The sequence below is a fragment of the Xanthomonas sp. NCPPB 2586 genome (assembly GCF_041475775.2).
Lineage (GTDB): Bacteria > Pseudomonadota > Gammaproteobacteria > Xanthomonadales > Xanthomonadaceae > Xanthomonas > Xanthomonas campestris.
Map to the genome: position 1 here is coordinate 1,294,058 of NZ_CM192981.1, position 12,657 is coordinate 1,306,714.

At 69.7% G+C, this 12,657-nt stretch carries 13 protein-coding genes; all 13 read left to right on the forward strand.

Annotated features, from left to right (window positions below):
* The first annotated feature begins 92 nt into the window (after window positions 1-92).
* Entirely contained in the window at window positions 93-1,970 is a 1,878-nt protein-coding gene (gene btuB, locus ACCQ09_RS05450; RefSeq protein ID WP_052844733.1) for a TonB-dependent vitamin B12 receptor, read from the forward strand.
* Window positions 1,971-2,089: 119 nt separating this feature from the next.
* The gene (locus ACCQ09_RS05455) at window positions 2,090-2,683 is read left to right on the forward strand and encodes a hypothetical protein (RefSeq protein ID WP_014508671.1); all 594 of its coding nucleotides are present in this window, start codon (window positions 2,090-2,092) and stop codon (window positions 2,681-2,683) included.
* Between the two features lie 89 nt (window positions 2,684-2,772).
* On the forward strand, window positions 2,773-3,294 hold the full coding sequence (locus ACCQ09_RS05460) for a hypothetical protein (protein WP_225041451.1): 522 nt from the start codon (window positions 2,773-2,775) through the stop codon (window positions 3,292-3,294).
* Window positions 3,291-3,902: a cob(I)yrinic acid a,c-diamide adenosyltransferase gene (gene cobO / locus ACCQ09_RS05465; RefSeq protein WP_012437634.1), complete on the forward strand. Its 612-nt coding sequence runs from the start codon at window positions 3,291-3,293 to the stop codon at window positions 3,900-3,902. The genes ACCQ09_RS05460 and cobO overlap by 4 nt, the downstream gene beginning before the upstream one ends.
* Window positions 3,903-3,904: 2 nt before the next feature.
* Entirely contained in the window at window positions 3,905-5,203 is a 1,299-nt protein-coding gene (locus tag ACCQ09_RS05470) for a cobyrinic acid a,c-diamide synthase CobB (protein WP_040940820.1), read from the forward strand.
* Between the two features lie 22 nt (window positions 5,204-5,225).
* Complete coding sequence (gene cbiB / locus ACCQ09_RS05475) at window positions 5,226-6,137, forward strand: adenosylcobinamide-phosphate synthase CbiB (RefSeq protein WP_012437636.1); 912 nt, start codon at window positions 5,226-5,228, stop codon at window positions 6,135-6,137.
* Window positions 6,138-6,275: 138 nt separating this feature from the next.
* The gene (gene cobD, locus ACCQ09_RS05480; protein ID WP_040940821.1) at window positions 6,276-7,259 is read left to right on the forward strand and encodes a threonine-phosphate decarboxylase CobD; all 984 of its coding nucleotides are present in this window, start codon (window positions 6,276-6,278) and stop codon (window positions 7,257-7,259) included.
* A complete protein-coding gene (locus ACCQ09_RS05485; protein WP_040940822.1) occupies window positions 7,256-8,731 on the forward strand; it encodes a cobyric acid synthase in 1,476 nt (491 codons plus the stop codon). Before cobD ends, ACCQ09_RS05485 begins: the two co-directional genes overlap by 4 nt.
* The gene (cobU, locus tag ACCQ09_RS05490) at window positions 8,719-9,240 is read left to right on the forward strand and encodes a bifunctional adenosylcobinamide kinase/adenosylcobinamide-phosphate guanylyltransferase (RefSeq protein ID WP_040940823.1); all 522 of its coding nucleotides are present in this window, start codon (window positions 8,719-8,721) and stop codon (window positions 9,238-9,240) included. Before ACCQ09_RS05485 ends, cobU begins: the two co-directional genes overlap by 13 nt.
* The gene (cobT, locus tag ACCQ09_RS05495; RefSeq protein WP_014508664.1) at window positions 9,237-10,283 is read left to right on the forward strand and encodes a nicotinate-nucleotide--dimethylbenzimidazole phosphoribosyltransferase; all 1,047 of its coding nucleotides are present in this window, start codon (window positions 9,237-9,239) and stop codon (window positions 10,281-10,283) included. Before cobU ends, cobT begins: the two co-directional genes overlap by 4 nt.
* Window positions 10,280-10,849, forward strand: coding sequence for a histidine phosphatase family protein (locus ACCQ09_RS05500; RefSeq protein WP_040940824.1), 570 nt, complete (start codon window positions 10,280-10,282; stop codon window positions 10,847-10,849). Before cobT ends, ACCQ09_RS05500 begins: the two co-directional genes overlap by 4 nt.
* Window positions 10,846-11,580 (forward strand): adenosylcobinamide-GDP ribazoletransferase, encoded by a 735-nt coding sequence (locus ACCQ09_RS05505; RefSeq protein WP_040940825.1) that lies wholly within the window; start codon window positions 10,846-10,848, stop codon window positions 11,578-11,580. Before ACCQ09_RS05500 ends, ACCQ09_RS05505 begins: the two co-directional genes overlap by 4 nt.
* A gap of 112 nt (window positions 11,581-11,692) precedes the next feature.
* A complete protein-coding gene (locus tag ACCQ09_RS05510; protein WP_227971314.1) occupies window positions 11,693-12,589 on the forward strand; it encodes an AraC family transcriptional regulator in 897 nt (298 codons plus the stop codon).
* The last annotated feature ends 68 nt before the right edge of the window (window positions 12,590-12,657 follow it).

The following is a 12,657-nucleotide window of genomic DNA, read 5'->3' on the forward strand; positions in this document are numbered from 1 at the left end:
GTCTGGTGCTTGCGCGCCGGACGCCTGGCCCGTGCTGCCTGCCGCCCCCATTGCCCCCGCGCGGGTTGGCGCGGTTCCTGGAGCAGCAGTTGATGTCCCTTTCTTCCGTTTCGCCGTGCCGTGCCGTGCTGGCCGTGTGCCTGTCGATGTGCGTGGCCGCGCTGGCCCAGGCCGAGGCCGCTGTCGATCTCGACCAGGTGGTGGTCACCGCCACGCGCACCGCGCAGACCCAGGACCAGACCCTGGCGCCGGTGACGGTGATCGACCGTGCGCAGATCGAGCGCCGCCAGATCAATTCGCTGCAGGACCTGTTGCGCGGCGAAGCCGGCGTGTCGCTGGCCAATAACGGCGGCCCCGGCAAGCAGACCTCGCTGTTCCTGCGCGGCACCGAGGCCGACCACCTGGTGGTGCTGGTGGACGGCGTGCGTGTCGGCTCGGCCACCGCCGGCGGCGCGGCGTTGCAGGACATCCCGTTCGAGCAGATCGAACGGATCGAGATCGTGCGTGGCCCGTTCTCCAGCCTGTACGGCTCCGAGGCGCTTGGCGGCGTCATCCAGTTATTTACCCGGCGTCCGGAAGGCCGCTTCGTGCCGACCTTCAGCGCTGCGGCCGGGAGCGACAATGCGCTCCGCTACAGCGCCGGCGTGGCCGGGCGCAGCGATGGCGATCTGGGCGAGCGCGGCGGTTGGTATTCGGTCAACGCGGTGCACGACGAGACCGACGGCATCAACGCCTACCTGGACACCCGCTCCAGCAGCTACGACCCGGACCGCGACGGCTACCGCAACGATTCGTTGAATGTGCAGGGCGGTTGGCGCTTCAACCGCCAGTGGGATGCCGACGTGCACGCCTTGCGCGCGCAGAGCCGCAACGAATACGACGGCTCGGCCTTTGGCGGCAACCTGTCCAAGGGTGTGCAGCAAGCCGTGGGCGGCCGCGTGCGGTATGCGCCGACCGACGCGTTCAAGCTCACGGCCAGCCTCGGGAGCAGCGTGGATTTCAGCGATGCGTCTTTCGACGGCACCTACGTGTCCACCTACGACACGCGGCGCAAGCAGGGTTCGTTGCAGGCCGATGTGGATGCCGGCCCGGGCTTGCTGACGGTGGGGTTTGACTGGCAGCGCGATGCGATTGCCAGCAGCGACACCTACGATGCCGACAGCCGCATCGACCGCGCCGCATTCGCGCAGTGGCAGCAGAGCTTCGGCACGCAGTCGCTGCAGGCCAGCTTGCGTCGCAACGACAACAGCCAGTTCGGTGGCAAAACGACCGGCAGCCTGCTGTGGGGCTGGGATATTGCCGCGCATCTGCGTGTGACCGCCAGCTATGGCACCGCGTTCAAGGCGCCCACGTTCAACGAGTTGTATTACCCGGACTACGGCAATCCGCTGCTGGGGCCGGAAACCTCCAGGAGCGCCGAGCTGGGCCTGCGTGGCAACTACGACTGGGGCAACTGGACGCTGAGCGCGTTCCAGACCCGCATCGATGATCTGATTGCCTACGACGCCGGGCTGGTGGATGCCACGCATCCGTTCGGCCAGCCAAACAATATCGACCAGGCGCGCATCCGCGGCGTGGAAGCCGGCTACGACACCGAACTGGCCGGCTGGACCGTGCGCAGCGCGCTGACCTGGCTGGACCCGCGTGCCGATGGCGACGTCAACCATGGCAACTGGCTGCCGCGGCGTGCACGCCAGAGCGGGCGCATCGACGCGGACCGCAGCTTCGGCGCGTTCGGCGTGGGCGCCAGCCTGTTCGGCGCCGGCAAGCGCTACGACGACCTGGCCAACAGCGACCGCCTGGCCGGTTATGGCCTGCTCGATCTGCGCGTGAGCTATGCGGTAAACGCAGACTGGAAGGTGTCGCTGAGCGCCAACAATGTGTTCGACCGCCAGTATGAAACCGCGCGCTGGTACAACCAGCCCGGGCGCGCCTACCTGCTGACGTTGCGTTATCACCCGGCGCAGTAACCCTGCGCCGTACAGCGTGCAGGCGGGCCACGGCGGCAACCGGAATCGCCACGCACGAGGCAATTCCGATTGCGTCGCCGCTACCTGCAGTTGATGTCACGCCCTGAAGGAGATTGCCGATGCTGCCGCTATCCCGTCCTGCCGAGCGTGCGGTGTTCATTGCCGCGCTGCTGGTGATGACCGCCACGCGCTTTCACCACACCAGTGATTGGCTGCATCTGCCGGATGCGTCCATGGCGCTGTTCTTTCTCGGTGGCCTGGCGCTGCGCCGGCACCGGTATTTCATCGGGCTGCTGCTGATGTCGGTGCTGATCGATTGGGCGGCGGTGACGCTGGCCGGTGTCAGCGACTTCTGCATCACCGCGGCCTACGCCGCGTTGCCATTCGCCTATGGCGTGCTGTGGTACGCCGGTAGCGCGTTGCACGCGCGCGTGGGCCGCAGTGCAGTGGCCCTGGGCGGTGTGTGGTGCGTGGGCGTGCTGGCTGCGGCGGTGTCGTTTCTGATCTCCAATGCGGCGTTCTACTGGTGGGGCGGGCGTTATGCCGATCCGCACTGGGGCCAGTATCTGGCGCGTGCCTGGCAGTGGGGGCCGCTGTTCGTGCGCACCACCGCGCTGTATCTGGCGGTGGCGCTGCTGGCAGGGTGGTGTGTGCTGCGCTGGCGTGCCACGCGACGCAACGCGGCCAGTGCATCTGCGCTGGAGCTGTCGTGAGCGCGGTGCGCTTGCCCTGGCGCGGCAGTGAGGGACTCACTGTGCACGGTGCCGCGGCCTGGGCCGGCGGGCTGCTGTTGGCCGCGTTGATGGTGTGTACGCGCGGCCAGCATGTGGCCAGTCTGGATGGCTTGCCGAGCGCGTCCTGGGCGGTGTTCTTCCTGGCCGGCGCCTTGCTGCGGCCGGTGTGGATGCTGCCGCTGTTGTTCGGGCTGGCCTCGGCGCTGGACCTGGCCGGCATGGCCGCCGGCAGCCTCTCCGATTGGTGCGTGTCGCCGGCGTATTGGACCTTGGCGCTGGCCTATGCGGCGTTGTGGGGCGGCGGCCGCGTGTATGCGATGCGGCTGCACCGCGGCGGGTGGGGCGATTTGCCGCGCCTGCTGCTGGCGCTGGTGCTCAGTGGCAGCGTGGCCTATCTGTTATCGAAGGGCGGGTTCTATGTCTTTTCCGGGCGCTACCCGCAGGCCTCGCTGGCAGGGTTCATTGCGCGGGTGCCGCAGTATTACCCGCCGGCGCTCGGTGGCCTGGCCGCTTATGTGGGCGCCGTGCTGGCCGTGCGTGCAAGCGTGCATGCTGTGATCCCACGTTCCACCCTTGGAGTTGGCACATGAGTACACCCGAGCACGACGACGCGCATTACCGCGAACGCGCGCAACGCAAGAAGGAACTGGTGGACCGGCGCATCGCACGTGCGGTGATCGATCGCGGCGTGCTGCTGGTCAATACCGGTAACGGCAAGGGCAAGAGTTCGTCCGGCTTCGGCATGCTGGCGCGCTCGCTGGGCCACGGGCTGTACTGCGGCGTGGTGCAGTTCATCAAGGGCACATTTTCTACCGGCGAAGAAGCGTTTTTCCGACGCTTTCCGGATCTGCTCGACTATCACGTGATGGGCGAAGGGTTTACCTGGGAAACCCAGGACCGCGAACGCGACATCGCCGCTGCACAGGCGGCCTGGCAGCTGGCGCGCGGCATGCTGGCCGACCCGCGCTACGACTTCGTGCTGCTGGACGAGCTCAACATCGCGTTGGTCAAGGAGTACGTTGCGTTGGAGGAGGTGCTGGCCGCTGTCGCTGCGCGGCCGCCACGCCAGCATGTGGTGATCACCGGGCGCGGCGCGCCGGCCGGCCTGATCGAGGCGGCCGATACGGTCACCGAAATGCGCCTGGTCAAGCACGCCTTCAACGCCGGCATCAAGGCACAGCTCGGCGTCGAGTTGTAGCCGTGACACTGCCCGCACACTGCCCCGCGTTGCTGGTGTCCGCGCCTGCCTCCGGGCAGGGCAAGACCAGCGTGACTGCTGCGTTGGCGCGCTGGCATACGCGGCAGGGGCGGCGCGTGCGGGTGTTCAAGACCGGGCCGGATTTTCTCGACCCACTGCTGCTCGAACGCGCCAGCGGCGCGCCGGTGTTTCAGCTGGATCTGTGGATGACCGGCGAGGCGGACATCCGTCAGCGCCTGCATGCCGCCGCGTGCGACGCCGACCTGCTGTTGATCGAAGGCGTGATGGGGCTGTTCGATGGCGCGCCCTCCAGCGCCGATCTGGCCGTGCACTTCGGCATTCCGGTGCTGGCGGTGATCGATGGCGCCGCCATGGCGCAAACCTTCGGCGCGTTGGCGCTTGGGCTGGCCCGCTATCGCGACGATCTGCCGCTGTATGGCGTGGCCGCCAATCGCATCGGCAGCGCGCATCACGCCCGCCTGCTGCGCGACAGCGTGCCGCCTCCGCTGCAGTGGCTGGGTGCATTGCCGCGTGCGCCGGCGTTGCAGTTGCCGGAGCGGCACCTGGGCCTGGTGGCCGCTGCCGAAGTGGCCGACCTGGAGCAGCGCCTGGACGCGCTGGCCGATGCCTGGGCCGCGCATGCGTCCACCGCGTTGCCGCCACCACTGCAGTTCGCGCCGCCGGACGCTCACGCAGCGATTGCACCCGTGCTGCAGGGCGTGCGCATTGCCATCGCCCGCGATGCGGCGTTCTGCTTTGTGTATCCGGCCAATCTGGAACTGCTGGCGGCAGCCGGCGCGCACCTGCAGTTCTTTTCGCCGATCGCCGGTGATGCGCTGCCGGACTGCGATGCGGTGTGGCTGCCGGGCGGGTACCCGGAACTGCATCTGCAGGCCTTGTCGCAGCGTCGCGATCTGGCTGTGGCATTGCGTGCGCACTGCGCGCAAGGCAAGCCGCTGCTGGCCGAATGCGGCGGCATGCTGTTCCTGTTGGAGGCATTGACCGGCAAGGACGGCGTCAGCGCACCGATGGCGGGCCTGCTGCCCGGCACGGCCGCGCTGCAGGCACGCTCGGTGGCGCTTGGACTGCAGGAGGTCGCATTGCCGGAAGGCACGCTGCGCGGGCATACCTTCCACTACGCACGCGCCAGCATCGCGCTCAGCCCCTTGGTGCATGCGCGCAATCCCAACACCGGGCCCAGTGCCGAGCCGGTGTACCGGCAATGGCGGATGACGGCGAGCTTCGTGCATTTCTACTTCCCGTCCAATCCGGGCGCAGCCATGGCGTTGTTTCTGCCATGACGCGCTGTTACGCCATCGCACCATGCTGCTGCTGATCGCCACCGCCGCAGTGTTGCTGGATCTGCTGCTGGGCGAACCCCGGCGCGCGCATCCGCTGGTGCTGTTCGGCGGCTGGGCGCAGCGCATCGAAGCGCGGCTGCACCGCGACATGCGCGCAGCCGGTGTGCTGGCCTGGTGCGTGGCGGTGCTGCCGTGGGCGGCCGTGGCCGCGCTGGTGCAACTCGCGCTGTGGTGGTGGTCGGCCTGGGCCGGCGCGGCATTCGCGGCGGTGGCGCTGTATCTGGCACTCGGCCTGCGCAGCCTGGGCGAACATGCGGTGCCAGTGGCACAGGCGTTGCGTGCAGGCAACCTGCCTGAGGCGCGCGCGGCAGTGGGGCGCATCGTCAGCCGCGACACTGCCGCTCTCGATGAGGCGCAAGTGGCCGCAGCCGCCACCGAATCGGTGCTGGAAAATGGCAGTGATGCGGTGTTCGCCGCGTTGTTCTGGGGCGTGCTGCTGGGCGCGCCGGGTGCGGTGCTGTATCGCCTGTCCAACACGCTGGATGCGATGTGGGGCTATCGCACGCCGCGCTATCAGCGCTTCGGCTGGGCGGCCGCGCGCATGGATGATGCGCTCAACTGGCTACCGGCGCGCATGACTGCGCTCACCTACGCCGTGCTCGGGCAGACCCGTGCCGGTGTGCGTTGCGCGTGGCGGCAAGGGCGCGGCTGGAAGAGCCCCAACGCCGGCCCGGTGATGGCGGCGGGCGCCGGTGCGCTGCAGGTGCAACTGGGTGGCTCGGCGCCGTACCACGGGCAGTGGCAACACCGCCCGCCACTGGGCGAGGGCGCTGCCGCCGATGCAGGCAGCGTGTTGCGTGCGCTCTGGCTGGTCCGCGCTGGCGTGGCGCTGTGGCTGTTGCTGGCGGGCCTGGCAACGGCGGTGCTGCGATGAGTCGGTATGTCCAACGCGGTGTGCGATTGCACCTTCGCCATGCGTCCTGCACGTCGGCGTTGCGCGGGCCAGTGCACACAACCGGTTGTGCATCCGGCAAGCCGTGTTGCGATTCCCATTGGATGACTGGAGCCAAGCATGCTTGAACACGGTGGACGCCTGCGCCGCGCTGCGCAGAGCTACAGCATTGCGCTGGAACACTGGCTGGATCTGTCCACCGGCGTCAGCCCGTTCGCCTGGCCGGTGCCGGCCATTCCGGCGCAGCACTGGCAGCGCCTGCCCGAGGACGACGATGGCCTGGCCGCATCTGCCGCCGCCTATTACGGCGCGCCGCAGCTGCTGCCGGTGGCCGGCTCGCAGGCCGCGATCCAGGCACTGCCGACGCTGCGCGCACCCAGCCGCGTGGGCGTGCTGGCACCGGGCTACGCGGAGCACGCACAGGCCTGGCAGCGCGCCGGTCACACCGTGCTGCCGATGCCGGCACAGCCGCTGTTGCAGCCGGATGCGCACTGCGACGTCATCGTCTTGATCCATCCGAACAATCCCTGCGCCGACACCTTCGACAGCGCCGCACTGCTGCAGCTGCATGCGCGGCTGGCTGCACGTGGCGGCTGGCTGGTGGTGGACGAAGCCTTCATGGATGCAACGCCGCAGCACAGCCTGTGCGCACACACGCACTTGCCCGGGCTGGTGGTGTTGCGCTCGGTGGGCAAGTTCTTCGGCATGGCCGGGGCGCGTGCCGGATTCGTGTGTGCGCATGCCACGTTGCTGGAGGCGCTGCGCGAGCAGCTCGGGCCGTGGACGCTGGCCGGCCCCACGCGCTGGGCTGTGCAGCAGGCGTTGATGGATACGCACTGGCAGACGCAGGCGCGCGCACGCTTGTACGGTGCCTCGCAACGCCTGGCCGCGCTGTTGACCACGCACGGGCTGCTGCCGGCCGCAGGCACCGCGTTCTTCCAGTGGTGCCGCCGCGACGATGCGCCTGCACTGCACACCGCGCTGGCGCAGCGCGGCATTCTCACTCGCCTGTTCGAGACGCCCGCCAGCCTGCGCTTCGGGCTGCCGCCGGATGCCGCCGGCGAAGCGCGCCTGGCCGCTGCCCTGCAGGAACTGCAGGCATGAGTGCGCGCGTGCTGATGGTGCAGGGCTGCACCTCCGATGCGGGCAAGAGCACGCTGGTGGCCGCGCTGTGCCGCTGGCTGCATCGTCAAGGCGTTGCGGTGGCCCCGTTCAAGCCGCAGAACATGGCGCTCAATTCCGCGGTCACCGTGGATGGCGGCGAAATCGGCCGGGCCCAGGCAGTGCAGGCGCAGGCCTGCGGGTTGCCGCCACACACCGATTTCAACCCGGTGCTGCTCAAGCCCAACAGCGACACTGGCGCGCAGGTGATCGTGCACGGGCATCCGGTGGCCACGCTGGATGCGGTGGGGTACCACGCCTACAAACGCACTGCGCGCACGGCGGTGCTGGCCTCGCACGCGCGGCTGGTGGAACGCTTCGACGTGCTGCTGGTGGAAGGCGCCGGCAGCCCGGCGGAAATCAACCTGCGTGAACACGACATCGCCAATATGGGTTACGCCGAGGCGGTGGATTGCGCAGTGATCCTGATCGCCGACATCGACCGCGGCGGCGTGTTCGCCCATCTGGTCGGCACGCTGGCGTTGCTGTCGCCGAGCGAGCGCGCACGGGTGGCCGGTTTCGTGATCAATCGCTTCCGTGGCGACCTTGCCTTGCTGCAGCCCGGCCTTGAGTGGCTGGAGCGCGAAACCGGCAAGCCGGTGCTCGGCGTGCTGCCGTATCTGCATGGCCTGCAGCTCGATGCCGAGGATGCGTTGCCGCGCGGCCCGGTGCACAAGCCGCAGGCGCGCCTGCGCGTGGTGGTGCCGGTGTTGCCGCGGATCAGCAACCACACCGATCTGGACGCCTTGCTGGCGCACCCGCAGGTGGACGTGCAGCTGATCGGGCCAGGCCAGTCACCACCGCCGTGCGACCTGATCGTGCTGCCGGGCAGCAAGTCCACCCGCCAGGATCTGGCCTGGCTGCGCGCGCAGGGCTGGGAAGCGGCGATCGCGCGGCATCTGCGCTACGGCGGCAAGCTGCTCGGCATCTGCGGCGGCCTGCAGATGCTGGGCGAACAGGTGCACGACCCGCACGGCATCGAAGGCGCGCCCGGCAGCAGCGCCGGGCTGGGCTGGCTGGCACTGCAAACCGCATTGCAGCCGCACAAGCAATTGCACCGCGTCGGTGGCCGGCTGCTGCCCAGTGGCGCAGCGGTCAGCGGCTACGAAATCCATTGCGGCCTCAGCACCGGTGCGGCGCTGGCGCGGCCGCTGCTGCAGCTGGACGATGGCCGTAGTGACGGTGCAGTGTCCGAGGATGGTCAGGTCATGGGCACCTATCTGCACGGCATCTTCGACCACCCCGCGGCGCTGGCCGCACTGCTCGCCTGGGCCGGGCTTGCCGACGCCGCACCGCTGGACCTGGTCAGCCTGCGCGAAGCCACGCTCGAACGCCTGGCCGACACCGTGCACGCCCATCTGGACATCGGCGCACTGACGCGGCTCACCCTGGGGGAGCCGGCATGCGCCAGTTGATCCTGGGCGGCGCGCGCTCGGGCAAGAGCGCGTTCGCCGAGCGCATTGCCGCCGCCTCCGGGCTGGAGGTGGTGTATCTGGCCACTGCGCAGGCCTTCGATGGCGAAATGGCCGCGCGCATCGCCCATCACCGTGGCAGCCGCCCGGCGCACTGGCAGTGCGTAGAAGAACCCATCGCGTTGGCCGCCACCCTGCAGGCGGTGGCCGCACCGGGCCGCTGCGTGCTGGTGGATTGCCTCACGCTGTGGCTGAGCAACCTGCTGGGCCACCCCGACAGCGCTGTGTTCGCCCGTGAGCGCGAGGCGCTGCTGGCCACGCTTGGCCAGTTGCCCGGGCAACTTGTGCTGGTCAGCAACGAGGTGGGGCAGGGCATCGTGCCGCTGGGCGAACTGACGCGCCGGTTTGTCGACGAAGCCGGCCGGCTGCACCAGGCATTGGCGCTACAGTGCGAGCGGGTCGTGTTCGTGGTGGCCGGCCTGCCCATGGTGTTGAAAGGAGAGGCGGTGTGAGTATCGAGTGGATCCAGGGTGCCTGCGCGGTGCCGGATGCGCGGGTGCAGGCAGCGGCGCTGGCGCGGCAGGAGCAATTGACCAAGCCGCCCGGTGCGCTGGGCCGGCTGGAGCAACTGGCGGTGCAATTTGCCGCCTGGCAACGCAATGAACAACCCACCGTACAACGCATCTGGATTGCGGTGTATGCCGCCGACCACGGCGTGGCCGCTGAAGGCGTGTCGATGTTTCCGCAGGCGGTGACCGGCGAGATGGTGCGCAACTTCGCGCGCGGCGGTGCGGCCATTGCGGTGCTGGCGCGCGAACTCGGTGCCCGGCTGGAAGTGGTGAACCTGGGCGTGGTCAACGACCCCGGCGAGTTGCCACGGGTCCGCCGTGCCTGGATCGCGCCGGCGTGCGCCAATATCTGCGAGCAGGCGGCGATGACGCCGGCGCAATTACGCGACGCACTGGCGGCCGGCGCAGAGAGCATCGCGCAGGCACGCACCTGCGGCACGCAGCTGTTTGTCGGCGGCGAAATGGGCATCGGCAACAGCACCGCCGCTGCCGCGCTGAGCTGCGCGCTGCTCTCGCAATTTCCGCAGGCCATGGCCGGCGCCGGCACCGGCCTGGACGCCGAAGGCATTGCGCACAAGGCCACCGTGATCACCCGCGCGCTGGCCGTGCATGCCGACGCCGCCACACCGCTGGAGCGGCTGCGCCGGCTTGGTGGTTTTGAAATCGCCGCGCTGGTTGGGGCGTATATCGCGGCTGCGCAGGCCGGCATCCCGGTGCTGGTGGATGGCTTTATCAGCACGGCCGCGGCGCTGGTGGCGGTGCATTTGAATCCCGGCGTGCGCGAATGGCTGTTGTTCGGCCATCGCTCGCAGGAGCGCGGCCACGCCGCCTTGCTCCGCGCGCTGGAGGCCGAGCCGCTGCTGCAACTGGACCTGCGCCTGGGCGAAGCCAGCGGCGCGGCAGTGGCCATCCCGCTGCTGCGCACCGCCTGCGCCCTGCACAACGGCATGGCGACCTTTGCCGAGGCGGGGGTCTCCGACGCATGAGCGCGCAGATCACCTTGCTGCGGCATGGCGACACCGGCCAGCGCAGCTACCGCGGCCAGCTCGACGACCCGCTCACCGCCACCGGCTGGCAGCAGCTGCGCGAGGCCACCGCCGCGGGCGAATGGGATGTGGTGGTGGCCTCCACGCTGCAGCGCTGCGCCTTGTTCGCGACCGAATTCGCCACGGCGCGCGGCCTGCCGTTGCAATTGGATCCCCGCTTGCGCGAATACCACTTCGGCCGCTGGCAGGGCGTGCCGGTGGCCGAGATCGATCGCGATGAAGGCGCGGCGCTGGGGCGCTTCTGGTCGGACCCGCTGCGGTATCCGCCACCGGAGGCCGAGCCCTTCGAGGCGTTCTGCGGGCGGCTGGCTGCGGCGCTGGATGCGATCGTGGCCACTTACCCTGCGCAGCGCGTGCTGGTGGTGACCCATGGCGGTGCGATCCGCGCGTTGCGCTGCCTGGTCGCGGGCGATGGCTTCGGCCACATGACCGAGCTGGCAGTGCCGCATGCCTCGCTGCATCCGTTGCGCTGGCCGCCGATGACTGTGGCCACCGCGCAGGCATGATCGATGGGCTGCTTGCGGCGGTTGGCTTCCTGACCCGCATTCCGGTGCCGGCCTGGGCATTTGCCCGCCCCGGCGCGCAGGCGCGTTCGTTGCCGTGGTACCCGCTGGTCGGGCTGCTGCTGGGCGTCTTGCTGCTGGCGCTGGCGTGGTGCCTGCGCGGCGCCGCTCCGCTGCTGGCCGCCGCCATCGTGCTGAGCAGCTGGGTCTGGCTGACCGGCGCGCTGCACGTGGATGGGCTGGCCGACAGCACCGATGCCTGGGTTGGTGGCATGGGCGACCGCGCACGCACGCTGGCCATCATGAAGGACCCCACCAGCGGCCCGATGGCGGTGACGGCGGTGGTGCTGATGCTGTTGCTCAAGTGCGCCGCGCTGACGACGTTGTTGCCGGCTGCGCCAGCGGCGCTGTGGCTGGCGCCGCTGTTGGCGCGCGCTGCGGTGGTGGCGGCATTTGCGAGCACGCCGTACGTGCGCGCCGGCGGCCTGGGAAGCGCGCTGGCCGGCGCCAGCCGCACGGTCTGCGTGCTGGCCGTGGCCGCTGCAGTGGGGGTTGCCTGCATGGCGGGCCCTGCACGTGCGGCGCTGGCCTGCGGGATCGCTGCGCTGGTGTTTGCGTTGTGGCGGCGCGCCTGCCTGCGCCGGCTCGGCGGCATGACCGGCGACACCTGTGGCGCACTGATCGAACTCAGCGAGACCGCCGTGCTGGTAGGCCTGGCGGTGTACGCCGGCTAGGCGGTGCCATGTGGCGTGGTTGAGCACGCTGCCCGTTGGCATGCTGCGCAAGATCGGGACCGCACACGCCCGCGTGTTCGGCGATGCTGGGCGCACAGACGAGGACCCGCCCATGCATGACGCAGCCACCGCGCACCGCCACCGCAACGTCGAACGTGTCGTGGCCCATTTGCAGGACAGCATCCGCGCAGGCAGCCCGCTGCCGGATCTGGCCGCGCTGGCCGCGGTGGCGCATCAGTCGCCGCACCATTTCCACCGGGTCTACCGCGCGCTGGCCGGGGAAACGCTGGGCCAGACCACCGCCCGCCTGCGCCTGAGCCAGGCCGTGCATCTGCTCGGCGAGCCAGGCCGCAGCATTACCGAGGTAGCGCTGGCAGTGGGCTACCAGACCCCGCAGGCGCTGGCGCGTGCGTTCCGCGCGCTGCTGCAGGTGAGCCCGAGCAGCCTGCGGCAGGCGCCGGCGATACGCGCCCAGACCCTGCAGCAGCTCGCCACGCCCGCGCTGGCACCGCACGCTGCGCCCGCGCCGCTGCAGGTCACCGTGCAATGGCTGGAGCCGCTGGAAGTGGTGGTGCTGCGCCAGCGTGGCGCCTTCGATGACCTGGACCGTGGCTTTGGCCGCATCGCCGCCTGGGCCGAGCGTGCAGGCGTGATCGAGCACCTGCACGCACTGATCGGCGTGCCACTCAGCGACCACCGCGACGTGCCAGCGCAGCAGCATCTGTTCGAGTGCGGCATGGCCTTCGCCACCGCTGTTGCGCCGCCCGCGCCGCTGCACGTGCGTGTGCTCGGCGAGGGCGCGCACGCCGTGCTGCGCCACACCGGCAGCTATGCCGGCCTGGAAGACGCGCTCGACCGCCTGCTCGCCGACTGGCTACCCGGCAGCGGCCACGCACTGCGCGACGCACCATTGCACTACCTCTACCTCGACGACCCCGAGACCGTGGCCGAAGCCGACTTGCGCGCCGACATCCGCGTGCCGGTGGTGGCGGTTGCCGATCAGGATTGATCGGAGTAGAGATTAATCACGGTGGCGAAGGAATACTGCTGCATTCAACGTATTGCAGATCCACGCCT